Source organism: Microbacterium trichothecenolyticum (genome assembly GCF_000956465.1).
Classification (GTDB): Bacteria; Actinomycetota; Actinomycetes; order Actinomycetales; family Microbacteriaceae; genus Microbacterium; species Microbacterium trichothecenolyticum.
This window is the reverse complement of record NZ_JYJA01000028.1, coordinates 87,145-111,762: the sequence shown is the minus strand read 5'-3', so window position 1 is coordinate 111,762 and position 24,618 is coordinate 87,145. Positions and strand designations below refer to the sequence as shown.

26 protein-coding genes, 2 tRNA genes and 1 pseudogene are annotated in these 24,618 nt (G+C 68.1%); 14 read left to right on the top strand and 15 right to left on the bottom strand.

Annotated features, from left to right (window positions below; all coding sequences use genetic code 11):
- Window positions 1-22 precede the first annotated feature (22 nt).
- Genes RS82_RS05510 through RS82_RS05500 form a run of 3 tightly spaced genes read right to left on the bottom strand, consistent with a single transcriptional unit; the run spans window position 23 to window position 3,412 of the window.
- Complete coding sequence (locus tag RS82_RS05510; protein WP_045297509.1) at window positions 23-841, bottom strand: LmeA family phospholipid-binding protein; 819 nt, start codon at window positions 839-841, stop codon at window positions 23-25.
- A 2-nt stretch (window positions 842-843) separates the two neighbouring features.
- Window positions 844-2,511, bottom strand: a complete 1,668-nt coding sequence (locus RS82_RS05505) for an arginine--tRNA ligase (RefSeq protein WP_045297508.1) — start codon at window positions 2,509-2,511, stop codon at window positions 844-846.
- 46 nt (window positions 2,512-2,557) lie between these two features.
- Window positions 2,558-3,412, bottom strand: a complete 855-nt coding sequence (locus tag RS82_RS05500) for a transglutaminase-like domain-containing protein (RefSeq protein WP_045297506.1) — start codon at window positions 3,410-3,412, stop codon at window positions 2,558-2,560.
- Between the two features lie 161 nt (window positions 3,413-3,573).
- On the opposite strand from RS82_RS05500, the gene RS82_RS05495 reads away from it, so the two are divergent.
- Together RS82_RS05495 and RS82_RS05490 are read left to right on the top strand one after the other, a co-directional pair.
- The gene (locus tag RS82_RS05495; protein WP_045297505.1) at window positions 3,574-4,398 is read left to right on the top strand and encodes an SGNH/GDSL hydrolase family protein; all 825 of its coding nucleotides are present in this window, start codon (window positions 3,574-3,576) and stop codon (window positions 4,396-4,398) included.
- 44 nt (window positions 4,399-4,442) lie between these two features.
- Window positions 4,443-4,518, top strand: a tRNA-Arg gene (locus RS82_RS05490).
- 250 nt (window positions 4,519-4,768) lie between these two features.
- Here the strand turns inward: RS82_RS05490 and RS82_RS20625 are convergent.
- Window positions 4,769-5,230, bottom strand: coding sequence for a hypothetical protein (locus RS82_RS20625; RefSeq protein ID WP_052676701.1), 462 nt, complete (start codon window positions 5,228-5,230; stop codon window positions 4,769-4,771).
- A 134-nt stretch (window positions 5,231-5,364) separates the two neighbouring features.
- Window positions 5,365-5,937: a hypothetical protein gene (locus tag RS82_RS05480; RefSeq protein WP_245619522.1), complete on the bottom strand. Its 573-nt coding sequence runs from the start codon at window positions 5,935-5,937 to the stop codon at window positions 5,365-5,367.
- A gap of 106 nt (window positions 5,938-6,043) precedes the next feature.
- On the opposite strand from RS82_RS05480, the gene RS82_RS05475 reads away from it, so the two are divergent.
- The gene (locus RS82_RS05475) at window positions 6,044-6,271 is read left to right on the top strand and encodes a helix-turn-helix transcriptional regulator (RefSeq protein WP_045297502.1); all 228 of its coding nucleotides are present in this window, start codon (window positions 6,044-6,046) and stop codon (window positions 6,269-6,271) included.
- Between the two features lie 404 nt (window positions 6,272-6,675).
- Here RS82_RS05475 and RS82_RS05470 read toward each other — a convergent pair whose 3' ends face one another.
- Window positions 6,676-7,128 (bottom strand): cyclophilin-like fold protein, encoded by a 453-nt coding sequence (locus RS82_RS05470; RefSeq protein ID WP_045297501.1) that lies wholly within the window; start codon window positions 7,126-7,128, stop codon window positions 6,676-6,678.
- Between the two features lie 102 nt (window positions 7,129-7,230).
- Between RS82_RS05470 and RS82_RS05465 the strand changes: the two genes are divergently transcribed.
- From RS82_RS05465 to RS82_RS21765, 4 genes are all read left to right on the top strand, one after another.
- Window positions 7,231-8,154 carry a helix-turn-helix transcriptional regulator gene (locus tag RS82_RS05465; protein WP_045297500.1) on the top strand — a complete coding sequence of 308 codons (924 nt, stop codon included), beginning with the start codon at window positions 7,231-7,233 and terminating at the stop codon, window positions 8,152-8,154.
- Window positions 8,151-8,957, top strand: a complete 807-nt coding sequence (locus RS82_RS05460) for an LLM class F420-dependent oxidoreductase (RefSeq protein ID WP_045297498.1) — start codon at window positions 8,151-8,153, stop codon at window positions 8,955-8,957. Before RS82_RS05465 ends, RS82_RS05460 begins: the two co-directional genes overlap by 4 nt.
- A 23-nt stretch (window positions 8,958-8,980) precedes the next feature.
- Window positions 8,981-9,646, top strand: coding sequence for a SemiSWEET family sugar transporter (locus RS82_RS20620; RefSeq protein WP_052676700.1), 666 nt, complete (start codon window positions 8,981-8,983; stop codon window positions 9,644-9,646).
- Window positions 9,647-10,009: 363 nt separating this feature from the next.
- Window positions 10,010-12,151, top strand: coding sequence for a winged helix-turn-helix domain-containing protein (locus tag RS82_RS21765; RefSeq protein ID WP_084695468.1), 2,142 nt, complete (start codon window positions 10,010-10,012; stop codon window positions 12,149-12,151).
- Window positions 12,152-12,158: 7 nt separating this feature from the next.
- Here the strand turns inward: RS82_RS21765 and RS82_RS05445 are convergent, their stop codons facing one another.
- A complete protein-coding gene (locus RS82_RS05445; protein ID WP_045297497.1) occupies window positions 12,159-12,485 on the bottom strand; it encodes a carboxymuconolactone decarboxylase family protein in 327 nt (108 codons plus the stop codon).
- A 192-nt stretch (window positions 12,486-12,677) separates the two neighbouring features.
- On the opposite strand from RS82_RS05445, the gene RS82_RS05440 reads away from it, so the two are divergent.
- Genes RS82_RS05440 through RS82_RS05430 form a run of 3 tightly spaced genes read left to right on the top strand, consistent with a single transcriptional unit; the run spans window position 12,678 to window position 13,972 of the window.
- The gene (locus RS82_RS05440; RefSeq protein WP_045297496.1) at window positions 12,678-13,064 is read left to right on the top strand and encodes an SHOCT domain-containing protein; all 387 of its coding nucleotides are present in this window, start codon (window positions 12,678-12,680) and stop codon (window positions 13,062-13,064) included.
- A 33-nt stretch (window positions 13,065-13,097) separates the two neighbouring features.
- Window positions 13,098-13,511 (top strand): DUF7144 family membrane protein, encoded by a 414-nt coding sequence (locus RS82_RS05435; protein ID WP_045297495.1) that lies wholly within the window; start codon window positions 13,098-13,100, stop codon window positions 13,509-13,511.
- Window positions 13,512-13,522: 11 nt separating this feature from the next.
- On the top strand, window positions 13,523-13,972 hold the full coding sequence (locus RS82_RS05430; RefSeq protein ID WP_245619521.1) for a DUF6325 family protein: 450 nt from the start codon (window positions 13,523-13,525) through the stop codon (window positions 13,970-13,972).
- Window positions 13,973-15,150: 1,178 nt separating this feature from the next.
- Here RS82_RS05430 and RS82_RS21760 read toward each other — a convergent pair.
- The 4 genes and pseudogenes from RS82_RS21760 to RS82_RS05415 all read right to left on the bottom strand — a co-directional run bounded on the left by RS82_RS21760 (window position 15,151) and on the right by RS82_RS05415 (window position 17,683).
- Window positions 15,151-15,321, bottom strand: coding sequence for a hypothetical protein (locus RS82_RS21760; RefSeq protein ID WP_245619525.1), 171 nt, complete (start codon window positions 15,319-15,321; stop codon window positions 15,151-15,153).
- A 269-nt stretch (window positions 15,322-15,590) separates the two neighbouring features.
- A pseudogene (locus tag RS82_RS21755) lies at window positions 15,591-15,866 on the bottom strand (TMEM175 family protein); the annotation flags it as partial.
- A 114-nt stretch (window positions 15,867-15,980) separates the two neighbouring features.
- On the bottom strand, window positions 15,981-16,532 hold the full coding sequence (locus tag RS82_RS05420) for an NAD(P)/FAD-dependent oxidoreductase (RefSeq protein WP_281176467.1): 552 nt from the start codon (window positions 16,530-16,532) through the stop codon (window positions 15,981-15,983).
- A gap of 155 nt (window positions 16,533-16,687) precedes the next feature.
- Entirely contained in the window at window positions 16,688-17,683 is a 996-nt protein-coding gene (locus tag RS82_RS05415; protein ID WP_045297492.1) for a hypothetical protein, read from the bottom strand.
- Window positions 17,684-17,914: 231 nt separating this feature from the next.
- Between RS82_RS05415 and RS82_RS21315 the strand changes: the two genes are divergently transcribed.
- Window positions 17,915-17,981 (top strand) — tRNA-Thr (locus RS82_RS21315).
- A 159-nt stretch (window positions 17,982-18,140) separates the two neighbouring features.
- On the top strand, window positions 18,141-19,736 hold the full coding sequence (locus tag RS82_RS05410; RefSeq protein ID WP_211255866.1) for a carboxylesterase/lipase family protein: 1,596 nt from the start codon (window positions 18,141-18,143) through the stop codon (window positions 19,734-19,736).
- A 43-nt stretch (window positions 19,737-19,779) separates the two neighbouring features.
- Here the strand turns inward: RS82_RS05410 and RS82_RS05405 are convergent, their stop codons facing one another.
- Window positions 19,780-20,085 carry an NIPSNAP family protein gene (locus RS82_RS05405; protein WP_045297491.1) on the bottom strand — a complete coding sequence of 102 codons (306 nt, stop codon included), beginning with the start codon at window positions 20,083-20,085 and terminating at the stop codon, window positions 19,780-19,782.
- Between the two features lie 310 nt (window positions 20,086-20,395).
- On the opposite strand from RS82_RS05405, the gene RS82_RS05400 reads away from it, so the two are divergent.
- Entirely contained in the window at window positions 20,396-20,734 is a 339-nt protein-coding gene (locus tag RS82_RS05400; RefSeq protein ID WP_045297490.1) for a DUF7882 family protein, read from the top strand.
- A gap of 93 nt (window positions 20,735-20,827) precedes the next feature.
- Window positions 20,828-21,091, top strand: a complete 264-nt coding sequence (locus RS82_RS05395) for a hypothetical protein (RefSeq protein ID WP_045297561.1) — start codon at window positions 20,828-20,830, stop codon at window positions 21,089-21,091.
- Window positions 21,092-21,131: 40 nt separating this feature from the next.
- On the opposite strand, the gene RS82_RS05390 is transcribed toward RS82_RS05395, so the two are convergent.
- From RS82_RS05390 to RS82_RS05380, 3 genes are all read right to left on the bottom strand, one after another.
- A complete protein-coding gene (locus RS82_RS05390; protein WP_045297560.1) occupies window positions 21,132-22,112 on the bottom strand; it encodes a cation diffusion facilitator family transporter in 981 nt (326 codons plus the stop codon).
- Between the two features lie 5 nt (window positions 22,113-22,117).
- Entirely contained in the window at window positions 22,118-22,588 is a 471-nt protein-coding gene (locus tag RS82_RS05385; RefSeq protein WP_045297488.1) for a membrane-bound lytic murein transglycosylase MltF, read from the bottom strand.
- A 132-nt stretch (window positions 22,589-22,720) separates the two neighbouring features.
- Window positions 22,721-24,592, bottom strand: a complete 1,872-nt coding sequence (locus tag RS82_RS05380) for an alkyl/aryl-sulfatase (RefSeq protein ID WP_045297487.1) — start codon at window positions 24,590-24,592, stop codon at window positions 22,721-22,723.
- Window positions 24,593-24,618: the final 26 nt, after the last annotated feature.

Here is a 24,618-nt window from a genome sequence, read left to right as displayed (position 1 = left end):
CCGTGTGACGCCCTGCGGCCGCTCAGGCGCAGGTGCCGTTCTCCTGAAGCGCCGGATCGGTCGCGATGGCCCCGTCGACGTCGAAGTCGGCGACGAGCGCGTCGCCGGTCACCTCGACGGCGGTGAGGGTCACTCCGGATGGCAGGTACTGCGCGATGCACACGTTCCACTCGCGCAGGACGATGTCGGCGAGATTCCCGAACTGGCTGCGCAGCGCATCGGCGGTCACCTCCGACTCGCCGAGGCGGAGCGCCGCGGGCGCCAGCACGATCGCGCCGTCGGCCGCGGATGGTGCCAGGGCGACGCCGACGGGGACGGACACGCCGAACAGCTGCAGGTCGAGCGACATGGTCACGTTCGGCGCGGCCAGGCCCACCGTGTCGGCGGGGAAGCCCTCGACCGTCGCCAGCAGCGTGCGCAGCTGCGACTCGTCGAGCGAGACCGTCGCGGTGGCGCCGCTCATCTCGCCCGTGCCGCGCACCGCGACGTCATGTGCCGTCACCGTGACATCGCCGCTCACACCGCCGAGCGTGACATCGTCGGAGGCGATCGTGAGGTCGTCGAGCGAGCCCGAGATGAGCTGCGGGATGACGGCGCCGGCGACGTCGACGTCGACCGGGTGGTCGGCAGGCAGCGACAGCTGGGTGCGCACCTGATCGCGGACGACGCCGGTCACGATCTGCCGGGCGATCGCCTCGGCGGCGAACCACGCGGCCACGGCGAGCACGGCGACGATCGCGAACGCCACGATCCACGGCCACACACGGCGCGGCTGCGCCGGTGCCGTCGACAGCGTCCCGTCGGGGATCGGTTCGGTCGCCTGCGCATCGCCTCTGGCCATTGCTACATCCGTTCCGGTGCGGTGACACCCAGGAGATCGAGCCCGTTTCGCAGAACCTGGCCGGTGGCGTCGTTGAGCCACAGACGGGTGCGGTGCACCGGCTCGACCGGCTCGTCGCCCAGCGGGATCACGCGGCAGTTGTCGTACCAGCGGTGGTAGAGCCCCGCGAGCTCCTCGAGGTATCGCGCGACGCGGTGCGGCTCACGCACCTCGGCGGCGAACGCCACGATACGCGGGAACTCCTGCAGCGCGCCGAGGAGAGCCGACTCGGTCTCGTGGGTCAGCAGCTCGGGGGCGAACTCGGAGCGGTCGACGCCCGAACCGTGGGCGTTTCGCGCCACATTGTGCGTGCGCGCGTGGGCGTACTGCACGTAGAAGACGGGGTTGTCGTTGGTGCGCTTGCGCAGGATCTCGGGGTCGAGCGTGAGCGGCGAGTCCGCGGGGTAGCGCGCGAGCGAATAGCGCAGCGCGTCGGTGCCGATCCAGTCCCGCAGGTCGTCGAGCTCGATGATGTTCCCCGCGCGCTTCGAGAGCCGTGCGCCGTTGACGGACACGAGCTGCCCGATGAGCACCTCGATGTCCTTCTCGGGGTCGTCGCCGGCCGCGCCCGCGAGCGCCTTGAGGCGGTGCACGTAGCCGTGGTGGTCGGCGCCGAGCAGGTAGATCTTGTGCGCGAAGCCGCGATCGCCCTTGTTGAGGTAGTACGCCGCGTCGGCCGCGAAGTAGGTGTACTCGCCGTTCGAGCGGCGGATGACGCGATCCTTGTCGTCGCCGAAGTCCGTGGTGCGCACCCACACGGCGCCCTCGTCGTCGAACACGTGGCCCTGCTCGCGCAGGCGGTCGACGGCCTCGTCCACGAGGCTCGGCTCGCCGTCCGATCCCTTCGCGTGCAGCGTGCGCTCGCTGAAGAAGACGTCGAAGTGCACGTTGAACTTCTCGAGCGACGACTGCAGGTCGCCGAGCTGCAGCTCGTAGGCGCGGTCGCGCGCGATCCTCAGCTGCTCGTCCTCCGGCAGCGTCAGCAGTTCTGGCACCGCCGAGAGGACACGGTGCGCGAGGTCGTCGATATAAGAACCCGGGTAGCCGTCCTCGGGGGGCGGCTCGCCCTTTGCGGCGGCGAGCACCGAGCGGCCGAACCGGTCCATCTGCGCGCCGGCGTCGTTGACGTAGAACTCCCGGACGAGCGTCGCACCGCTCGCGAGCAGCAGTCGCGCCATCGAGTCGCCGAGCGCCGCCCACCGGGTGTGGCCGATGTGCATCGGACCCGTCGGGTTCGCACTGACGAATTCGAGGTTTATCGTGTTGCCGCGCTGCGACTCGTTCGTTCCGAACGCCGCGCCCGCGTCGACGATGGTCTTCGCGAGCGCACCGGCGGCGGCGGCATCCAATCGGATGTTGATGAAGCCGGGACCGGCGACCTCGACATCGGCGACACCGTCGACCTGCGCGAGACCGGCCGCGATGTCGGCGGCGAACTCCCGGGGGTTCGCGCCGACGGCCTTCGCGAGCTTGAGCGCCGCGTTCGAAGCCCAGTCGCCGTGGTCACGGTTCTTGGGCCGCTCGAGCGGCAGATCGGCGACCGTGAGCCCCTCGGCCGCACCGGGTCGTCGCGCCTCCGCGAGCGGGGCGACGACGGCGAGCAGGGCGGCGGAGAGGGCTTCGGGATTCATAGCCCGTCAAGTCTACGGGCGCGACCCGCTCCGCCCCCGCGCGAGGTCAGGAGATCTGCACCAGCGCGCCGAAGTCGTCGGCAGCGGGATCGGATGCCTCGGGCAGCACTTCGGGCAGGGTGTCGAGTCCGTCGAGGGTCGCGGCCTCGGGGACGACCCACGCGTCGACGCGCAGGCGCTTGAGGCCGACGTAGCCGCCGTGGTAGCTGAGGAACGCGCAGTCAGCGGCATCGCGACCTGTCGCGATGCGCACCAGCGAGTTGCGGTTCGCGAGACGCGTCGCGTCGATGACATACCAGGCGCCGTCGAGATACGCCTCGGCGACGGCGTGGAAGTCCATCGGGCGCAGCCCCGGCGCGAAGCACGCGGCATAGCGGGCCGGCATGTCCATCGCGCGCAGCAGGGCGATGACGACGTGCGCGTAGTCGCGGCAGACGCCCTGGCCGGTCATGAGCGTCGTGACCGCACTGTCGGTGCCCTGACTGAGACCCGGCGTGTACGTGGTGCTCGTGGAGACGAACTCCGACACGGCCGCGATGAGGTCGTGGCCCGACAGTCCCTTGAACTGGCGGCGGGCCTGCTGGAACACCTCGTCGGACTGCGCGTAACGGCTCGGGCGCAGGTACGTGATGGCCTCGAGATCGCTCGTGCGGTTGCTCGCGGCCTGCCCGTCGACGGTCGCCTCGTAACGGATCTCGAGGTGCCCGGGCTCGCCCGTCAGGCGGTGCAGCCTGCTTCCCGACTGGTCGACGATCTCGGTCGGGGTGTACACGCGATCGCCCTGGGTGAACGTCAGATGCTCACTCGAGATCGGCACCGCCTGAGCGGCTGCGATCTGGAAGATGAGGTCGACGGATGCCCCCAATTCGAGGTCCATCTCAGCGGTCACGACGCGTTGCACCGAAGTATCCTCGCATGCCGCGGGGGCTCGCTCGCGCGGGGTTGACAACCTCTTGCTGCGAGTGTTCTGGAAGCGGTTCCAACCCTCAGGATCACGGCCCTCTTTTCCCCAGTTCACGGCCTGGGGGAAGACCTCGTCGATGCATGACTTACCCTCTCTCTATGCACGCGCCCGGCGGTACCCGAGCCCGGAAGCTGTGGCTGCCCCTGGTGAGCGCCACGCTGGCCGTCGCTGCGGTGTGCGCGGTGGCCGTTCTGCGTCCGTGGGGCGCGCCCGAACCGGTGGCGCCGGCGGCGGTCGCCCAGGGCGAGCCGGCGGTCGCAGCATCCGTCCCTCCCGCTCCCCTGGTGTTGGAAGACGACGCGCGTGTTCTCGTCTTCGGGGACTCGTGGGTCTACGGCTCGGCCGCGACCGTGCCGACGCTCGGCTTCGCGTACCTCCTCGCCGACGAGCTCGGCGTCGAGACCGTCGTGGACGGCGTGCGCGGCAGCGGCTACCTCAAGCCCGGACTTGACGGCCCCGCCTACGGCGAGCGCATCGGCGCGCTGGATCCGTCCCTCGACCCCGACGTCATCATCGTCGAGGGGTCGATCAACGACCGCAAGCTCTATCCGGCCGGATACCGGGATGCCGTCACCGCCGCGTGGGACGCCCTCGAGGCCCGCTACCCCGACGCCGAGATCGTGGTCCTCGGTCCGTCGCCGCAGGTGCTGCCGGTAGAGGACGCGACGCGCAAGATCGACGCCGCCCTCAGCGAGCTCGCCGGCGCACGCGGCTGGTGGTACATCTCCCCCATCAGCGAGGACTGGATCACCGAGGCCAATTACCTCGATGTCATCGACACCGGCCCCATCGGGCGCGACCACCCCTCGACCGGCGGCCATGCCTACCTCGCCGACCGCGTCGCGACGGCGATCGAACGCATGGAGCAGCAGCCGGCGATCGTCGCCGACGCACCGCTCGACGACACTCCCCCGGCGCCCTGAGGTGGCCGGGCGACCTGCGCCTGGATGGTAGTCTCGATCGGCACGCCTCCGTAGCTCAGGGGATAGAGCGTTGGTTTCCGGTACCAAAGGTCGCAGGTTCGATTCCTGTCGGGGGCACCAGTCGGGACAAGGGATCGAGAGTCATCAGGACTCTCGATCCCTTTCTCGTGTCAACACTTTGACAACATCTGCCGGCGGCTAGTGCGTCAAGTGGCGTCGCCAGACACTCGGGATATGGGACGCACCGCGACCGGTGCGTCTTCGGCGTGCCCACGTGCACCTCGAACGAGACGAGCACAGCGTTCTCTTCGACCTTCACCCGGCGCCGAGCCGGATCGAGATGGCGGACGCGCAGCGCGGTCGCCTCGCCTCATCGCAGACCCGTGTAGGCGAGGAAGAGCACCGGGGTCGGGTGTCGGGCCTTGTCAGCGAGCAGCTGCACCTGCTGATGAGTCAGGTAGTGCCGAGCGGCGGCTCGCGACTTCGATGGCAGCTTCACATCGCGCGCGACGTTCCGGCCTATTCGCCGGTCGCTCACGGCCGCGTCGAGGATGCCTGCGAGGATTCCATGCGCCCGACGAACTGTCGTGGAGCCCCCGGCGATGCTGGACACCCAGGCCTGCACTTCCGAGTGCCGGTTGTTGGCGAGCGTCCTACTCCCCCATTGCGGCTCGACGTGCTTCTTCCACGCCGAATGCAACGGTCTCACCGACGACGGCTTCAGCACGCCCTCTCTCTGCGTCAGCCACTCGCGGCCGAGGTCGCGGACCGTGACGCGAGCGTGCGTCGGGTTGACATATTCACCGCGAGACTTGGAGAGTTCCAACTCCACGAGCGCAGCTCGGCGTCCCGCTTGGTCTTGAAGCCTCGCTCCGAGGTCTGCGAGGGTCCGGACGCCGGTATGAGATGCGGTAGCGCTTAGCGCCGTTCGCGGTCTCGTACGGGTGGACGCTGCCCACGTCGCGGTCACCCCTCCGCCTGCCGGCCGACCGCGTAGTTCATACCCTCGAGCCACCCATCTTTGCGCGCTCGCATGATCCAGTCGGACGCCGTGCGATGCGGCACCTCAATCTCCCGCTGCACGGCCTTCACGGGCGGAAGCCCCGCAAGAGCCGCGGCTCCGTAGATGATCTGGATGACTTCCATTCGAACCTGACCCGCGCCGCGCTTGACGACTTCTCGCGCCATGTAATCCGGAATCATCCGGCCTTCACCCTCGGTCAGATCGCCCACGGTGATCCAGCGCTCAAGGTCGATCGCCATGCACCAAGGAACCGCCGTCTGGAGAATCGGCGACACCGCCGTGCGCCGCAGCGCCTCCGGGTCGAAATCGTCACGGACAGCGTTGTTGAGAATCGACGTCACGACGTAGCGACCCTCTTCCCGGTGATATTGAGCCTCGAGCGTCGTCTCGATGCCAGACTCATCGCTCACGATGGACGCGACGAACGCTGGAGCGATCCGAAGAGAGTCGCCGATTTGCTCGGTCATCGCCTTCTCGGTCATCTTCGACCCGCCCAGCGTTGTCACCTTGATCACGTCTCGATCTTGCATGTGCACGGCGCTATTTCACAGCTTCCCGTTGACGAGCAGTCTCGTTGAGGCGTGCACTGATGTCAAACACGTTCTGTATTACACAGAAGGAGTGGATCATGGCGACTCTCGCCGGCGACGGCTCAGCCAAGCTCATGAACTGCTGAGTCCAGAACAGGTCGTCGCCCTGCTGCCAGGCGTGACCAAGGGCACGCTCGCGATGTGGCGCTACGAGCACAAGGGCCCGAAGTACTTCAAGCTCGGCCGCAAGGTCGTCTACGCCCTCGACGAACTCGAGGAGTGGCTCGCCGCCTCCGCGGCGGGTGCCGAGCAGGACTGATGCGAACTTCGCCTGCTGTCGGCGGTACAACGTGACTTCAGGCGCACGCTGCTGGACGCGGTAACGGGCCGCCTCTCCGGACGGCAAGAATGTAGCGGACCCGGGACGACTCCGTTCCCGCCATTCGCTTTTTGCAGACTCCGCTCTCCGCTGCGCTAGGAGCTCTACTTAGCAATCGCTCGGCCGGGCACTACGTCGCCCCGCCCCGCCCGATCGGCTGATTGTCGGAGCGAGGCCGAAGTTTGGGCCGGCGGACTACCGTGACCATCTCGTCCGCACGCATGCGGCGCTCGTACTCGATCCCCATGCGGGCGCCTGCACGGTTAGGCTCCGCTGTCGCACTATCGACTCGGCCGCGGGGCTGGGCGGGTTGCAGCCGTGGTCGGGCGTTGTCGGGCCGGGCGTCAGCCGGTTCTGGTGGCCACAAGTTCGACAGCGCAGTCTCGTGCGCAGTCGACGAGTTCGTCCAGTCCGGCGGTGAGGTGGCCGAGGAGAGTGAGGCCGTGGTCGGGGACCGCGGTCCCGTCGGTGAGGAAGACGACGATGCTCTGCTCGGCGGTGACGTACGCGACGTCGCCGGCGCGGTAGTCGTTCATCGGGGTGGCGTGGTCGGTGGAGAGGGGCGCGGGCAGCTGCGCGAACACGGCGGTGCCCATCCGATCGTGGAACGTCACGTTGACCGGAAGCAGCGGCGCGAGCTGCGATGCCGTGGCGGAGTCGTCGAGCGCGATAGACGCCTGCGGGATGGGGGCTGTGCTGGCGGGGGCGAGGGTAGGCGTGGTCAGAAGCAGGAGTGCGGCGACGACGCTATTGAGAACGCGTTGCGGCGCGAGTCGGAGGAGGGAGAGCTGGGGCATGCTGCCCAGCCAACGGGTTGCCGGCCGCGCGCGGGAGTCCCTGGTCTGACGTGTCCTGGCAGGGCATCCCAGTGCGGCGGCCGGTCGACCTAGCCTGTGTGCATGGACAACCGTTCCGAGGTGCGCGACTTCCTGATGTCGCGACGAGCCCGGGTGGAGCCCGAAGATGTGGGCTTTGCACGTGGTGCCGATCGTCGCGTGCCGGGGCTGCGTCGGGGCGAGGCGGCCGCGCTGGCGGGCGTGAGTGTCGAGTACTACGCCCGTCTCGAGCGGGGCCAGATCTCCGGCGCGTCCGAGGCGGTGCTGGACGGTGTCGCCAGGGCGTTGCAGATGGACGAGGCCGAGCGCGAGTATCTGCACCGGCTTGCGCACCAGGCGGGAGGGTCGACGACCGGCACCCGCCGGGCCGTGAAGCCGGCGCCGGTGTGGCGGCCGTCGCTGAGCATTCAGTGGTTCCTCGACTCGATGCAGTCCGCCGTGGCGATGGTCGGCAACGGTCGCACCGATCTGCTGGCGTGGAACCCGCTCGGCGGCGCGCTGATGCACGAGATGCTCGTCACAGCGACGACCACGCCCCCGAACTTCGCACGGTTCATCTTCCTGGAACCTGTTGCCCGCCGGTTCTACCCGGACGGGGAGGCGATCGCGGGCATCAACGTCGCGCAGTTGCGGACCGAGGCCGGACGCGACCCGCACAGCAAACCCCTCCACGATCTTGTCGGCGAGCTGTCCACGCGCAGCGACCACTTCCGAACGCTGTGGGGACGCCATGACGTGTGGGAGCACCAATCGGGAGTGAAGCGTTTCCACCACCACGTGGTCGGCGACCTGACCCTTCACTTCAACGGACTCGACCTGGTCGGCGAATCAGGGGTGCAGCTGACGGTGCTCACCGCTGAACCGGGATCCCACGACCACGACGCGCTCCAACTGCTTGGCAACTGGGCCTCGTCGGCCCCGGGCGACGAGCGCCCGCACCCGGCCGACGCGGAACCGACGCAGAGGACATCCGGGGAGACCGTATGACGAACAGGCCGGTGCGCGTCGCCGTGCAGTTGCAGCCGCAGCACGCGACCTACGAGACGATCCGCGACAGCGCGGCCGAGCTGGAAGAGCTCGGAGTGGACATCCTGTTCAACTGGGACCACTTCTTCCCGCTCAACGGTGAACCCGACGGTGCGCACTTCGAGTCGTGGACCATGCTCGCCGCACTGGCCGAGCAGACGCGTCGGGTGGAGTTGGGCGCCCTGGTCAACTGCAACAGCTATCGCAACGCGAACCTGCAAGCCGACATGGCACGGACCATCGACCGGATCAGCGCCCACGGCACCGGGCGGGGCCGGTTCATCTTCGGGACCGGCTCCGGTTGGTTCGAGCGCGACTACACCGAATACGGGTACGCGTTCGGCACCGTCGGACAGCGTCTGGATGCGCTCGCCCACAACCTCCCCGTGATCGAGGAACGCTGGGCGCGGCTCAACCCGCCACCCACCCGCAAGATCCCCATCCTCATCGGCGGGGCAGGAGAGAAGAAGACGCTGCGCATCGTCGCAGCCCACGCCGACATCTGGCACAGCTACAGCGACATCCCCACCCTGGAACGCAAACTCGCTGTCCTCGCCGAACACGGCCGCGCCATCGGCCGCGACACCACGGAGGTCGAGATCTCCGCCGGCGTTCTCGACTCCATCGCCCACCGATCCTTCCAGGACGCCGACGAGCTCCACCAGATGGGCACGACGCTGTTCACGATCGGACTCTCCGGTCCCGACTACGACCTCACCCTCGTGGCCGACTGGCTCGCCTGGCGCGACCAGAAGAACACCTGACCGAGCCCCCCCGCGACACAGTCATGACGACCGCGGACTACCTGGGATGGGCGGGCACCCTCACCGCCATCCTGCTCGGACTGCCACAACTCATCCGGCTCGCGCGGACGCGGAACGTCGAAGGGCTCTCGCTGCCGGCATGGCAAGCGTTCCTCGCCGTCGGCGTCGGGTGGACCGCCCACGGCATCACGATCGGTCAAGCACCCCAGATCGTCGCGAGCGCACTGTCGCTCGCCTCGACCGTCCCGATCCTCTACCTGCTGTCGCGGCACCTCCGCCGGAACTTCCTGATCACCCTGCTCCCCGGCCTCGTGCTCGCCGCGATCATGATTGGCATCGACCAGATCTTCGGCTCGGGCGCTTATGGAGCGGTCGCCCTCGTCCCGGCGGTGATCGCGAACGCAGGGCAGAGCATCGCCCTCATCCGCGCACCCCACGTCGGCGGAGTATCCGTGCTGTTCCTGGTCCTGGCTGTGCTCAACCAGGTGTTCTGGCTCGCCTGGGCGATCCTCGTCGCCGACCTCGGCACCATCATCGCCGCCGGCACCACGGGCACCATCGCGCTCTTCAACCTCATCTGGTACACCGCTCGCCGTCTCGGCGTTCCCCCGATCTGGGCCGCACCTCAACCGACCGAGCACACAGCTCACCCACCCCGGATGACTCCCCCGAGTGCAAACAACCTCTGACCTGGGCGATCGGGCAGCGCGAAAGGAATCTGGTCGCGCAAGTGAGGCGATACCGCGCTTGCGGCTGATGGAGTTGGTAGGAGGCGCGGCCGGGCGGACCTGTGGCCGGTGCGCGCCCGACTATCGCTCGCGGGCCTGCTACTCGGGGTGGCCCCTCACGTGCGTGGTCTCCCCGTGCGGGACGAGAGGACTTCCCGTGGGTGGCACGAGTCTGCGTCCGCGTCAGTTTCTCATCGTTCACGGCGCCGCCCTAGTATTCGGTGCATGCCGGACATGCTCCGCAATGTGGTCCTGGGGGGACCCGAACTGCACACGGCCCTGCTGGACAGTAAGACCCAGATCCCACATCTCCGAGCGAGTTCCGTGAGCAGAAGCCGCCAGATCCGTGAGGCGCGCGACAGCGGTGCGCGCGTGGTGTCGGTCGCTGCTCCGGCCGGTTACGGCAAGTCGACGATGCTCAGCGAGTGGGCGGCGACCGAGAGCCGCCGGGTCGCGTGGGTCTCCGTGGACCGTACCGACGACGATCCGGCGCTTCTGCTGCCTCTCATCGCCGCGGCGTGCTCGCCCTTCTCACCGTTGGCTGCCGCCGTCATGGCCGACATGCGTGGCATCGGGGCAGGCGCGCTCGGAAGGTCCGCTCCGATGCTCGCGGCGGCGCTCGCGTCGACACCGGTGAGCTTCGTCCTCTTCATCGACGATGTGCACTTGGTCGGCTCGGAGGAGTGCCAGGACGCGCTCGAGGTGGTGCTGGCGCGCATCGCGACCGGCTCGCAGGTGGTCCTGGCCAGTCGGCAGGAGTCGCCCCTCATTGCCCGGCTGCGCGGCACCGGAGACGCGTGGGACGTGTCAGCCACCGACCTCGTATTCGACCGCGCGGAAGCGCGAGCCGTCTTCGAGGCCGCCGGCGCGACGGACGTCGACGACGACGAGCTGGCCGAGGTTGTCATACGCTGCGAGGGCTGGCCGACGGGACTCTTCCTCTGCGCACTCGTGGCGCGGTCCTCCACGGGACCCGTATCGGCTGCCGGGAGCGACCGGTACGTGGCGGACTATCTGTATCGCGAGTGCCTGTCGCGACTGCCGAAGGATCTGGCGGCGTTCCTGCGGCGCAGTTCGATCCTCGATCAGCTCTCGCCCGAGATCTGCAACTCCGTGCTCGAGATTGACACTGCCCGCACGCTCATCCATCGGGTCGAGGCCGCGAACCTCTTCCTCGCGCCCACCGACCGGAACCGTGCCTGGTTCCGGTTCCATGCGCTGTTCCGGGAGTTCCTCCTGGCCGAGCTGGAGCGTGTTGAGGGCGCGGCCGCGGTCGCCGAGCTCCACCGGCGTGCGGCGACGTGGCACGAGGCGCACCAGGTGCCGGCCCACGCTGTCGAGCACTGGATCCGGGCCGGGGAGTACGAGCGCGCCAGCGGGCTTGTCGCCGAGTTGGGCCTCGGCATGTACGGGGAGGGACAGGTCGCCACCGTTCGCCGGTGGCTGCACGAACTCGGCGACGACGTGCTGCTGGCGCATCCGGCGCTGGTCATCTCGATGACCTGGACGGCGATCCTGCTGGGTGAGGTCCGCTCAGGCAAGCGGTGGGCCCGCGCCTTGGACGACGTTCGCGCCGAGGAGCTCCCGGAAACCGACCGGGTGATGTTCGAATCGGCGCGCGCGATGGTTCGGTCGGCGATGTGCGAGCACGGATATCACCGAGCGGCCGCGGATGCCGCGTTCGCCTTCGAGCATGAGCCGGCGAACAGTCCGTGGCGCGATCAGGCGCTCCACCTCTACGGCATGGCGGCGCTCCTCCGCGGCGACGAGCAGACCGCCAGGGTCAGCTTCGAGGAGGCCATCCCGCTCGCGACGGTGATGGGCAATCCCGACACGGTGATCCTGAGCGAGCCCGAGCTCGCGCTGATCGCGATCGACGAGGGGCGGTGGGCCGACGCAGCCGACCATGCGCGGCGGGGCATCGACGCGATCGATGCGAGCCACATGGAGGGATACCCGACGACGGCACTCGCGCTCGCCGTGGCTGCCCGGGTCGCCGTCCACGGCGGTCATCATCCAGCGGGCCAGCGGCTGCTGGCGCGGGGGATGCGGGCGCGCGTCGGCTGCACGCACCTCCTGCCTTATCTGTCGGTGCGGGTACGGGTGCAGCTCGCGAAGGTGCACCTGATGCTCGGCGACCGCGCTGGCGCGGCGCACCTCCTCCGCGAGTGCGACGACATCCTGCGGATCCGACCGGATCTGGGCACGACCGGGGCGCTGGTGGAGGAGCTGCGCCTGGGGCTGGCGATCGCGCCCATGACGGGGGCCGTCCCGCTCACTCCCGCCGAACTGCGGCTGCTTCCGTACCTGCAGACGCATCTCACGATCGCCGAGATCGGCAAGCGGCTCTTCGTGTCGCGCAACACCGTCAGCTCGCAGCTGGGTTCGATCTATCGGAAGCTGTCGGTGACCTCTCGCAGTCAGGCCGTCGAGCGGGCCGTCGCACTGGGGTTGCTTGGCGAGTAGAGCAGCCTCAGTCGCCTTCGCCGATGCCGAGGTCGTCGGCGTAGCCCAGTGCAAGTGCGATCCGCGGGGCTTCGGCGACAGCCCGGGGAAGTCCGACGATCCTGACGAGATCGTCGAGGACCGCGATGATCTCGTCGGAGCTAACACCGGCCACGATCGCGTCGTCCACAGCGGTGCGCATCGAGGCCTCGGGAGCCGAGACGGCGATCAGCGCGGCGATCCGCATCAGCGTCGTGGTGCGCCAGTCCAGCTGCATCGTCGGAGACAGGTCGTGATGCTCGGCAAGTCGCGGGTCGTTGATGCAGTAGCGCCGCAGCAGCTCTGGTGCGTCCATGTGCTCGCATCCTTTCGTGGCGCAGGTGTGCCGGCATCCACCGCAATTCCATGTCTCCCATGCCGATCGTGCACCATTCAGACTGTGTGACCTTCACGCGATTCGGATGATGCGACCCCTATGAGGCCCTCGCTAGCGTGGCGGTCGTCGGCCATGTGGCCGCTTCTGCTTACTGCTGAGAATGGGAACTTCATGGGCTTCTTCGATTTCCTGCTGTGGATGCTGTGGATCTACCTCGTCGTGATCTGCATCTGGATCTTCGTTTGGATCTTCATCGACATCTTCCGAGACCACACCCTCAATGGGTGGGCAAAGGCGCTGTGGATCATCTTCCTCGTCGTGCTGCCGTTCCTCGGCGCGATTATCTACCTCATCGCCCGCGGTGGTTCGATGGCCCAGCGTCAGGCGCGCGACGCGCAGGCCGCTGCGCAGGCGAACGCCGACTACATCCGCAGCGTCGCCGGCACGCCGACGTCCTCGCCCGCGGGCGAGATCGAGCGTGCGCAAGGCCGGCTGTCGTCCGGCGCGATCACGCAGAGCGAGTTCGACGCCCTGAAGACGAAGGCTCTCGCGGGCTGACCGCGTCCATCCTCTCTACCGAATGGAAGAATCATGAGCAGCAACGACACCGCCGTGACCGGCTGGGTGGGCTGGGGCGTCTTCGCCGCGATCGTCCTGCTGATCGCTGGTTTCATCGACGTCCTGCATGGACTTCAAGCTCTCATCGGGCCCGACACTGCCTACTTCCTCGCAGAGTCCGGTCTGTTCTCGATCGATGTGCAGGGCTGGGGATGGTGGCACCTCATCTCCGGGCTGTTGCTCATCCTGGTGGGCTTCGCGCTGCTGGCCGGTGCCACGTGGGCACGGGTGGTCGCGATCATCCTGGTGATCATCAATGCGATCGGCCAACTCACCCTGGTGGCCGCTCAGCCGTGGCTGTCGATCACCGTGCTCGTGCTCGACATCCTCGTGATCTACGCACTCACGGTTCACGGTCGCGAACTCCGCGCCCGACACGACGCATGAACGGAGCAGAATTGACAGACACCGACAACCGGCCGGACGACGAACTTGGGCCCATCGACTACCTCGTGGTGGAGTTCCCCCCGGGACAGACTCGCCTGACGGGCGAGGCCGCCGCCGAGCTCGTGGCTCTGGCCGCGAGCGACACCATCCGCGTCCTCGATCTGATGATCGTCTACAAGGGCGAGGACGGCTCGATCGACGTCGATGAGTTCGAAGACATCGACGATCTCGGCGACCTGGCGCAGATCGAGGCGACGCTCGCCGAAGTGCTCGCCGAGCAGGACCTGATCGATATCGCCGCGGCGATGGATCCGGGCAGCGCCGCCGCCGTGCTGGTGTGGGAGAACACCTGGGCCGCGCCGTTCGCCGTGGCGTTGCGCCGAGGCGGCGGACAGCTGATCGCCTCGGGGCGCATTCCCACGCAGGCGCTCATCGCATCCATGTCCAAAGAAGGAGAATGACGATGCCTATCGGAATCGGACGACTGGGTCGCGTCGGAATGATCGGCCGACCGGTGGCGCGTACCGCCGCCGTCGTCGGGACGGCGAAAGTCGTCTCGAACGGCGTGGACCGCCGCCAAGACCGTCGACAGGACCGGCGCGAACGCCGCTGACACCGCCCGGGTCGAGGACCGCCACCGGCATGGCGGCGGTCCTCGACCCGGGTCGTTTCGTCACAGACAGCGCCCCATCGGGCGGGCCAGCGAAGAACCATGAGCGACGTCATCAAGCCCGGATGCACCACGGCCATACCCGCGCAGATCCATTCCCGACCGCGTCCCGACCCGCATAGGCGATCTCGACTTCGCAGACGGTCCCTGAGCGGTCGCCCAGCTGGCGCGCGAGCCTGTCGAGGTGACATACAGTTCGGTGACGCGCTACGTTGTCGAGCATGCAGCGATCCGCGCCGACGAGCTGTCGAGCGGCGCGTTGCGGGTATGGCTAAGTGGACATGATCCGGTCACCGGCGAAGAGCGCGGCAAGACGTTGCTGCGCTCCGACTGTCCACCTACTCCATCACCAGGTAACGAGGCCCTTCGGGGGACAGACTTGCATCCAGCAGGGTCGCCAACGATGGGTGATTGAGCTGAGCCAGCGCGCTCGCCTCTCGATGCACGCGGACCGGCGAGTCGAGCACCTGCGCGTCGTCCTTGAGCAGCTTGATGGCGACCGAGGACCACGTTCTCGGCTCAGTACACCTCTGCCATGCCACCTTCACCGACACGCTCGTGCAGCAGGTACCGGGCGTCCAGGAGCGCGGCCGTGTCGGGCTGTTCGATCGGGTACGTCACGCTGGTGTCCTCCCCGCCGCATCCGCGGCAGCACTGGCGTCGACTGCGGCCGAGTTGCCCGCGGCACGACAACGGAAGCACAGGGTTGACAGGCAGGGGCGGCAGTAGTTCGTGACCGCCGACCATCAGCAGAACCGATGCAACGGACCACCGCGACACGCCTGGCCTACCGCGATCCACTCAGCAGCTCGGCGATCCCATCGCCAGCTCGGCCAGTGCGGGTAACACGGTGGGATCCACGTGCGTGCGCCGAGTAAGCGGCCTCGTCTCAGGCGGCCTCGGCTCGGCATCCGCCGTCTGGTCATCGACCCCGGAGGCCTCCGCCCCAGTGGTGGGGTTTGCGGTGCATCAGCGCGCGCTGTTGGTGTTGTCAGATGGGGTACGACGGTGAAGGATGGCCGGCTGCTGGTCGTGGCCGTGGCTGGTGAAGGCGTAGTAGGCGGGGAGGAGCAGGAAGACCACCGAGCCGATGAGCGGGTGAACGAGGACACCGGCCGCGCCCGCCGCCAGGTAGAGCACGACCCCGATGAGCGCGCGCGGCGTTCTCGCGCGAAGTAGGAGTCCTCGACCTCGTCCTTGGTGAGTTCGGGATGTTTCGCGAGGTAGGAGAAGAAGACCAGCCACGACAGGCACAAGAGGGCCCCGACGATGGCGTACAGCCCGACCGCGACCTTCTCGTCGGTGGGGTCTCCGGTTCGTGCCGTCTCGGCGATCACCGCTGTCGGCCAGGGCACCAAGGCCAAGGTCGCAAGGATCCCCAAGTTCGCCCACTGCAGGCCCACGTCCATCTCTTTGATCCGGGTGAAGGCGGCCTTGTGGTTCATCCAGATCACTGCGAGGTAGAGGTAGGACGCCGCGTACGCCAAGTATGTGGGCCACTCGTTCAGCAGGCCGGACAGCAGTTCGCCCTGCTCGGTCTCGGGCGGCCGGAGATCGAGCACGAGGAGAGTGATGACGATCGCGATGATGGCATCGCTGAAGGCCACCGCACGACTGGGGTCCGCCCGCGGGGGCTCTCGCCGCCGCCGGCGCCGGGGCTGTTCATCGTCGCTTGTCACGGCCATGTCCTCTCTGACGCCGGTGCCGGGGCCTGCTGATGAGCGAGGGCTCGGCCAATGACGGCGGACCACCGCGGCGATCGCGTTCGATCTAACGCTCCTCCCGTACCTCAGAGGCAATCACCTTCTTCCCGCTCGGACGAGATGCTCGTAAACGAGGCGCACGGCCACTGCGCCGTCACCGACGGCCGACGCGACCCGCTTCACGGACCCACTGCGCACGTCCCCTATGGCGAACACGCCGTCGGTCGAGGTCTGGAACATCGCGGCGCCTCCCAGGCCGACGCCGGTCATGATGAACCCCCGTTCGTCGAGTTCGACTGGGCCTTCGAGCCATCGGGTGTGCGGCTCGGACCCGATCAGCACGAAGAGGGCGGTCGCTCTGAGGGATCGGCGCTCGTCGGTTCTCACGTTTCGTACAACGACCTCTTCCAGGCGTTCATCGCCGCGCAGTTCGCAGACCTCGCAGTTGTTCCACACGTGCACCCGGAGGGCCGCCCTGATCCGTTCCGCCAGATAGCGGGACATGTCGCGGCTCAGGTCGTCATGGCGGATCACGACATTGACATCAGTCGCGGTCCGGGCCAGGAACATGGCCGCCTGCCCGGCGGAGTTCCCGCCCCCCGACGATGAGGACCGGGTTCGCCCGGCACATCCGCGCCTCGAACTCAGTGGCGGCGTAGTAGGGCACTGCCCCGACGCGCGCCATGCGTTCAGGCTGCTGCCATTTCACCGAATAGTCACGGGGGTTGCCACGGTGCGGGGGGAAGAGTACACAGAGCTTGCCGGGTACCTGCGCCGACGGCAGCCCCGGCGCAGTCCGAGTTCTAGGCCCGCTCGCTTGCCAGCCGGGCACGGCGCTCCTCTTCCCGCTTCGAGTACGCAGCCGCGCGGATCGCCTCGTCCGACTCCAGTCCCGTGCCGAGGGCACCGCCGATCGTCGCCGCCGACGCCACGAACCACGCGAGCACGATCAGATCGCCATAGCCGAGCGGGGTTCCGACCGAGTCGCCCATCAGGGCGGGGTCCAGGACGAACAGTGCCCAGGCCAGGTTCACGACGAACAACACCGCGTAACCGATCACGACCCCGATTGCCAGCGTCAGCAGCGTCGAGGCGTTGTAGAGACGGGACCTCTCCCGGGCCTGGCGGGAACTGTCTTCGGGACGGTCCCATAGTTCACCGTCGATGACGATCCAGGCGACGACGATCGCGATGGACACGACCGTCGCGACTCCGAGTCGCCACCCCGAGAGGGAGGCGGCGAGCATCCAGACCGTCGAGTCGACCGTGGCCACCGCCCCGGTCGCCAGTGCCGCCACGAGTGCGGCCTTGAGCCCGGTCGCGAGAAGCCACGGCCGGTTGGCGAGCACCATGCCCACGAGCACCCGCCAACCGGCGATGAGACCGGGCATCGGCACGCGCTGTTCATCGGGCGAAGCGGGTGCGGCCATGCCGTTGACGAGCCCACGCACGGCACGACGGGCGCGCGAGCGAACACGGAACCCGCCGAGCGCGGGGAGCGAAAGCACGGCCGCGTGCCGCTGCGGGTCGAGAGCGGCCAGCAGGTAGCTGCCGTTGTCATCGCGCAGCGGAAGCTCGGTCATCCCGACGACGAGGTCCCACTCGTGGAGGGCGGCATGAGCCTGAAGTCGCGCCAGCGCGACGTCGACCTCCTCTGAACCGAGGGTGAACGGCTCGCTCAACAGCTCGACGTGCCACGCGATTCGATCTTCTCCGTCGGGAGCGACGAGGTCGGTCATCCGCCGCGCGACTTCCGTCGGGGACGCCGGATCGGCCACGATACCCACTCGGATGGACATCACTTCCGCACCGTACACCCAGGGTCACGCCGAAATCTGCACGGAGACGGAAGCGAGCCGATCGACCCGATCCCCGCGACGCGCAGGCTGGTGCGGCACCCCCTCATCGAGCACGCCTGGCCTAAGCCCGGAACCACCTACGTCAGCAACGGCCGACCGCGCGGCCGCATGACCGGACTGTCAGAGGTCCAAAATGCCCGGAATTCCGCGGATTTCGGTGACTGGCATGCGGCTCCCGCGGCCCGAATGAGGTTTCCGGTACAAAAGGTCGCAGGTTCGATTCCTGTCGGGGGCACCAGTCGGGACAAGGGATCGAGAGTCATCAGGACTCTCGATCCCTTTCTCTTTGACGACAAAGTGACACCATCCGGGGCGCGCCGGCCGCGATCGAGAGCGGCCTGCCCCTTGCGGACACCGACCGATCAGGCTGAGGTGGAGAGGTGAGCAGCGTGCGATCGTGATCGGTCGCCGACGGTGGCACGACGACGAGACCGTCGACGTGCAGATCGTTGGTGGCGTGGTGCGCGGCGTGCGGGAACGCGGACTGCTCGCGTGGCGCGGAATCCCTTATGCGGCGCCGCCCGTCGGAAGGAGACGATTCGCGAGTCCCGCGGCTGTGGTGCCGTGGGCGGGCATCCGCGACGCGTCCGACTTCGGCTCAGCCGCCCCGCAGGCGTTGCGCAATCCGCTCGTCCACACGCCGGCGGACGTCATCGCAGCGGACGAGGACTGCCTGACGGTGAACGTGCACGCGCCCCTCTGGGACGATCACGGCTCGAACCCGCTGCCCGTCATGGTGTACATCCACGGCGGCGGCTACAGCGCCGGATCGTCCCGGGATTTCTCGGGACAGGGTGAGGGTTTCGTCCGCGATGGCCATGTCGTGTACGTCAGCTTCAACTATCGCCTCGGGCCGCTCGGCTACCTCGACTTCAGCCGCTACTCGACCCGTGATCGGCGGTTCGAGAGCAATCTCGGGCTTCGCGATCAGGTGGCGCTGCTGAGATGGGTGCGAGACAACATCGGTGCTTTCGGGGGCGATGCCGAGAACGTGACGGTGTTCGGCGCCTCGGCGGGTGGCAACGCGGTGACGACGCTGATGGCAACGCCGTCGGCGCGCGGGCTCTTCGCCCGGGCGATAGCCCAGAGCCCTCCACCTGGCGCGGTCTACCCGTCCTCGATGAGCGCGCGATGGGCGGGCGAGTTCGTCGAGATCCTGCGCGGGGTGCTCGAGTCTCGAGCGGGACACGAGCTGGAGGAGCCTGCCCAGGCACTCCCCGTCGACACCACCGCGCGCGAATTGCTGACGACCGCGGCGCCGGGCGCTCTCGTCGCAGCGTGCACTGTTCTCCAGATGCGCACACCGGACGCCTACCCGGGCATGTTCTGCCTCGCGCCGGTCATCGATGGCGACTTCCTGCCCCACCATCCGCTGCGGGCGTTCCGAGACGGGACCGCGTACCGCGTTCCGCTCGTCATCGGAACGAACAATCGCGAGGGCGCGATCTTCCGGGGCCGTGTGGACATCCTGCCGCGGACTCCAGCGCGGATCGAGGCGCTCTTCGCGCGCGCCCCCGCCGGTTCTCGGCGCCGAATGCGCGCCGCCTATCCCGGGCTCCCCGCGCGACGGGCCGCCGCGGACTTCGGCGGGGACTTCGGATTCTGGTTCCCCAGCACGCAGGTCGCGGACTACCACTCACGCTTCGCGGCGACATGGGCATACCGCTTCGACGTGGCGCCACGACTACTGGAGATCCTCGGCCTGGATGCCACCCATGGCGTCGAGATGTTCGCACTCTTCGCCCGCACCGACCTGGCGATGGCGCGGATCATCACTGCGTTCGGGGGCGCGGAGGAGTACGCGGCGGCCGGTCACCGCATGCGAACCATGTGGCTGCGATTCGCAGCCGGTGCTCCGCCCGAGCGGACGTGGCCGTCCTATCGCGAACCCGACCGGTCCACGTTGATCATCGACGAGACCGATCGCGTCGAGCACGATCCCCGCCGCGAACGACGACGCGCGTGGCATCAGTTCCTCCCCGACATCGGGTGAATGCGCCACAGCGGGTTCGCACGCGCGAGGAGGCTGCCGGATGTCAGGAGAAGACCGGAGAGAGGAAGCGGCGCTCGTAGCGGCGGATGCAACCGGTAGCGCGCGCGAACTCGAACGCCTCCTGGCACTCCGGATCTGTCTTCGAGGCGCTCCGGTAGATCTCGTACTCAGCGAGCGAGGGGAAGGTGAACAACGCGAACGCTTCGTCGCTGTCGCCTTCACTGGGCAGGAAGTAGCCGTGGTGGGTGCCGCCGAGCTTGTCGACGAGTCGGATCCACGCGCGGCCGTACTCGGTGAAGTCGTCGAGCTTCTCAGGATCGATCTCGTAGCGAAGATGAACAGTGATCATCGAGGTTCCTTTGCACTCAGCCGTACCGACGAGTCTCACCGACGAGAGGTGGGCGCGACGACGATCGATGCTCCTGCGCGCAAAGGTGGCGGAGAAAGCGCGAGAACTTGGCAGAGGAGCCGTCTTCGTGCTGTCGCGGCGGGCGCAGTGCGACGTCGCAGATGCCGACACATACGGGATGTGAGGCGGGTGTCAAGGGCTGGCTCGCATCCTCCCGCCAGAGGAGCATGGGAAGCGGAGCGGATCGACGTCCTTCCTTTTTGCGACCCCCAGCGCTTCGGCCGTCGGCATCTCCCCAGGGAGGCCCCTCATGGGCAAGTTGATCTACGAAGGGACCGTCAAGGTCGATTTCGACGACAGGACCCTGGCACACCTTCAACTGGTGATCGGCACCAAGCTGCGCCGGGGCGAGCCGTTCCACTTCACGTGGCGGGACGACGCGAGTATCGGGGACGGGCGGACGACGGTGTGGATCCATCCGAGATGCTCGCTGGTCTACAAGTTCTACGGCAGCCGCAAACCGCAGCTGAATCCGGCATGGATCGACGCGCTGGCGTACACGGCGAACTCCCCCACGGGGCTGTATCTCGTGCCGGAGCCGGCGATGCCCCGCGCCGAGGGCGTCGAGGAACACGACCTCGCCGGCTGACGCGTCTGCGTAGACCGCGTGGGTCGGCCTGTCAAGGTGCTTCGCAGGCGGTGCGCGACGGCACTGAGATGAGCGACGGCGATGGGAGTGGTGATGAAGCGGATAGACATCTACTACGGCGGGGACCACTACAGCATCGGAGGTCGCCGCTTCGAGGATCTGCGTGACGAGATCGAGGCGGGGATTTCCGCAGGCCCCTACTGGCTCGAGGTCAACGACGGCGAGGGCGAGATGCGGGTCGCCCATCTGCTGCTGATGCCGGGGGTTCCGCTCGCGATCATCCCCATCCCGGACGAGTTGCCTGCGCCCAGCCCGGACGCGATCTGGTCCAGCGGTGGTCCGCCCTTCGTCGGCTGATCATCAGGAACGGATGCCGCGGCCCACGCGAAGTGGCCGCTCAGGCGTCGCGACGCGATGTGCGATCGCCCGCCGGTTCCGCCTCGTCCGGCAGCGTCGAGGTGGGGATGACGACGACGTCCTGCACCTTCCAGTCGAGCGCGGCGACGGCCTCGCGCGCGTCCTCGATCTCGTTGAGGCGCACGTTGTGGTGCGCCGGCACGACGAACACCTCGACATGGAACACCTGGCCCATGTCACGCATCCGCACGGCAGTCGCGCGCACCCATGGGAACTCCTCCACCCGATCGGCGATCCGGGCGATGAGGGGATGGGGTCGGGAGTCGTCTTCGGTGCGCGCCCGCTGGTCGATGAGGTCGCGGATGGCGGCGCGGCTGTTGCGCCAGCCATCCCACACGATCCCGGCCGAGATGAACAGCGCGGCGGCGCCGTCGAGCCACCACAGCCCGATGCCGACGCCGAGCACCCCGACGATCGCAGCAGCCGTCGACGTCCAGTCCGCTTTTGCCATGTCGGCGTCCGCATACAGCACCTTGTTGTGCAGCTTCGGCGCCAGCTTCGCCTTCGCATGACCGTAGAAGAACGGCCCGATGACGATCACGCTCATCACCGCGACCATGAACCAGCCGAGCCAGATGGTCCGGCCGAACAGGTACACCGTGCCGATGGACGGGTGCTCGGCCCGCACCAGTCCACCGATCGCCTCATAGGCCAGGTTTCCCCCCACCGCGAGCAGCGCGACGCCGGCGACCAGATGACCGACCCCCATGACGCGGTGATGCCCGAAGGGGAAGGCGCGCGTGGGCGGGCGTCGGATGAACAGCAGCGCGACCAGGAAGGCGATCTGCGGGATCACCGAGAGCATGTCCTCGATCCACGCGGTCCTCATCGCCTGCGAGCCGCCGACCACGAAGGCGAGAAGCCCGATCGTCACCACCGTGTAGCCGATCGTGAACCACTCCCAGCGGATGGCGCTGCGCAGCGCCTTCTGCTGGGTCTCGGGAAGGTCGGTACGGCCCATCGTCTTCACCGCGTCACCTCCCTGTCGAGATAGGCCTCGATGGCCGCCTGCCACGCGTTCTCACCCATGGGCAGGAGCACGACGACCGGGCCGCGGGCCCCGGGAACGCCCGCGTAGCCGCGGGTGACACCGACGCTCTGCGACCACGGGGTCGCATCGGTCATCCCTCCGATCGCGAGATCGAGGTCGCCGCCTTCCAGTCCGTCGACGAGGTCCTCCTCGCTGCCCACGGTCCACACGACCTTCGCGTCGATCGAATCGGCGAATTCCTCCACGATGCCGGCGAGCGAACCACCGACGTCGGACCCATCGACGGTCACGAGCTCGCCCGACGCAGACGCACCGGCTCGCAGCTCGCCGCCGCGCGCGCGGTCGAGGGTGCCCTGCGGATCGCTCGGCACTGTGATCGCGCAACCAGCGACGCACAGCGTCAGCACCAGCAGGGGCACGCTCCACAGGCGTCGCCACCGGCTCATGCCCCGAGTCTCACCCCGGCCCACGACGGTCGGGACCGGCCTTGACCCTCCTCGGCCGGACTGCTACCGCATGCCCCCTCACCGTCGCCCGCCGGCGCTGCGGGGGCGGTGCCGGCGAGCGGTGCGACGCGATTACGGCAGGACGATCTCGAAATCCGGGTCGCCCTGGTCGAGCACACCGAGGATCTGCCGCAGCACCCCGGCGTCACCGCGGACCTCGATGCCCTCGGAGTCCGTATCGCCCCCCGCCAGCCGGATGAGGCGCGGCTTCGAGAGCGTGAGCTGCAACGGGGTCTCGGGATCGGCCTCCCGCTCGACGTAGACGAGCACCCCGTTGCGCAGCGTCACGTGGAAGGTGCGACCGAGGTCGGTGAGGGTCACGTCGAGGGCGAGGTCGAGGTCCCACGCCTTCGGTCCGTCGACGCGGATGGCGACGGCGTCGAGGAGCTGCTCGGGCGTGAGCTGGGCGATGATCAGCGGCGCGGCCGCCTGGGTGGGCGTGCCGAAGGTGCCTTCGCGCAGCTCGGTCGCACCTGACAGGAAGAAGTTGCGCCACGTGCCGTTCTCTGAGCCGTACGCCAGCTGCTCGAGCGTGTCGGCATAAAGCGTGCGGGCTGCAGCATGATCGGCGTCGGAGAAGACCGCATGATCGAGAAGAGTCGCGGCCCAGCGGTAGTCACCCGAGTCGAACGCTTCCTGGGCGAGCTCGACCACCCGATCGACGCCGCCGATCGCGGCGACGTATCGCTCCGCCTGAGCCTGAGGCGGGTGCGGCCACAGACGCGCCGGGTTGCCGTCGAACCAGCCCATGTAGCGCTGGTAGATCGCCTTCACGTTGTGACTGACCGAGCCGTAGTAGCCTCGCGTGCTCCATGAGGCTTCGAGCGTCGGCGGCAGCTCGATCATCTCGGCGATCTCGACGCCGTTGTAGCCCCGGTTGAGCAGTCGCAGTGTCTGGTCGTGCAGGTAGCCGTAGAGGTCGCGCTGGATCCCCAGGAACTCACGGATCTCGTCAGTGCCCCACGTCGGCCAGTGGTGGGACGCGAACACCACCTCGACCTCGTCGCCGTAGCGCTCGAGAGCCTCGGTGAGGTAGCGCGACCACATGTGCGGGTCGCGCACGAGCGCACCCCGCAGCGTGAGGAGGTTGTGGAGCGTGTGGGTCGCGTTCTCGGCCATGCACAGCGCGCGGTAGCGCGGAAGGTAGAAGTGCATCTCGGAGGGCGCCTCTGTGCCCGGCGCCATCTGGAACTCGAACTCGACGCCATCGACGGTGTGGGTCTCACCGGTCGCGGTGACCTCGAGGGTCGGCGGGAGGATCGTCGGGTTGCCGGTGGACGTGGTCTGGCCGAGTCCCGCGCCGACCTGGCCTCGAGGTCCACGATCGAGCGCTGCGCCGTACATGTAGCCGGCACGGCGGCCCATCGCCGTGCCCGCGTACACGTTCTCGGCGACCGAGTGCTCGAGGAAGCCCTCGGGAACTATGATCTGCACCTTCCCGGAGTCGACGTCATCCTGGCTGACGATGCCCAGCACGCCGCCGAAGTGATCGATATGGCTGTGCGAGTGGATCACCGCGTGGATCGGCCGCTCGCCTCGGTGCTCCCGGTACAGCCCCATCGCGGCCGCTGCCGTTTCCACCGAGATCAACGGGTCCACGACGATCACGCCGGTGTCCCCCTCGATGATCGACATCACCGAGAGGTCGAGCCCTCGCACCTGGTACAGCCCGGGCACGACCTCGAACAGTCCGTGCTTGGCGACCAGCTTCGACTGCCGCCACAGGCTCGGGTGGACCGACGCGGGCGCGTCGCCCTGCACGAAGTCGTAGCTCGAGGCGTCCCACACGACGTCGCCATCGGCGTTGCGGATCTTCGGATCGTCGAGCGTGCCGATGAATCCGCGGTCCGCCGCCGCGAAGTCGTCCGCGTCGGCGAACGGGAGTGAAACGAGCGCCTTCGCATGGGCTTCGCGGATCGACCCCTCGGGTTCGCGCTGTTGCATGGTGATATCCCTTCGCACCGGCCCCG

What these genes read in the sequence shown, in the direction of transcription:
- RS82_RS05510 (WP_045297509.1), bottom strand. Translation starts at nt 841, where the DNA reads ATGGCCAGAGGCGATGCGCAGGCGACCGAACCGATCCCCGACGGGACG.
- RS82_RS05505 (WP_045297508.1), bottom strand. Translation starts at nt 2,511, where the DNA reads ATGAATCCCGAAGCCCTCTCCGCCGCCCTGCTCGCCGTCGTCGCCCCG.
- RS82_RS05495 (WP_045297505.1), top strand. Translation starts at nt 3,574, where the DNA reads ATGCACGCGCCCGGCGGTACCCGAGCCCGGAAGCTGTGGCTGCCCCTG.
- RS82_RS05470 (WP_045297501.1), bottom strand. Translation starts at nt 7,128, where the DNA reads ATGCCCCAGCTCTCCCTCCTCCGACTCGCGCCGCAACGCGTTCTCAAT.
- RS82_RS05465 (WP_045297500.1), top strand. Translation starts at nt 7,231, where the DNA reads ATGGACAACCGTTCCGAGGTGCGCGACTTCCTGATGTCGCGACGAGCC.
- RS82_RS05460 (WP_045297498.1), top strand. Translation starts at nt 8,151, where the DNA reads ATGACGAACAGGCCGGTGCGCGTCGCCGTGCAGTTGCAGCCGCAGCAC.
- RS82_RS20620 (WP_052676700.1), top strand. Translation starts at nt 8,981, where the DNA reads ATGACGACCGCGGACTACCTGGGATGGGCGGGCACCCTCACCGCCATC.
- RS82_RS05445 (WP_045297497.1), bottom strand. Translation starts at nt 12,485, where the DNA reads ATGGACGCACCAGAGCTGCTGCGGCGCTACTGCATCAACGACCCGCGA.
- RS82_RS05440 (WP_045297496.1), top strand. Translation starts at nt 12,678, where the DNA reads ATGGGCTTCTTCGATTTCCTGCTGTGGATGCTGTGGATCTACCTCGTC.
- RS82_RS05435 (WP_045297495.1), top strand. Translation starts at nt 13,098, where the DNA reads ATGAGCAGCAACGACACCGCCGTGACCGGCTGGGTGGGCTGGGGCGTC.
- RS82_RS05415 (WP_045297492.1), bottom strand. Translation starts at nt 17,683, where the DNA reads ATGTCCATCCGAGTGGGTATCGTGGCCGATCCGGCGTCCCCGACGGAA.
- RS82_RS05405 (WP_045297491.1), bottom strand. Translation starts at nt 20,085, where the DNA reads ATGATCACTGTTCATCTTCGCTACGAGATCGATCCTGAGAAGCTCGAC.
- RS82_RS05400 (WP_045297490.1), top strand. Translation starts at nt 20,396, where the DNA reads ATGGGCAAGTTGATCTACGAAGGGACCGTCAAGGTCGATTTCGACGAC.
- RS82_RS05395 (WP_045297561.1), top strand. Translation starts at nt 20,828, where the DNA reads ATGAAGCGGATAGACATCTACTACGGCGGGGACCACTACAGCATCGGA.
- RS82_RS05390 (WP_045297560.1), bottom strand. Translation starts at nt 22,112, where the DNA reads ATGGGCCGTACCGACCTTCCCGAGACCCAGCAGAAGGCGCTGCGCAGC.
- RS82_RS05385 (WP_045297488.1), bottom strand. Translation starts at nt 22,588, where the DNA reads ATGAGCCGGTGGCGACGCCTGTGGAGCGTGCCCCTGCTGGTGCTGACG.
- RS82_RS05380 (WP_045297487.1), bottom strand. Translation starts at nt 24,592, where the DNA reads ATGCAACAGCGCGAACCCGAGGGGTCGATCCGCGAAGCCCATGCGAAG.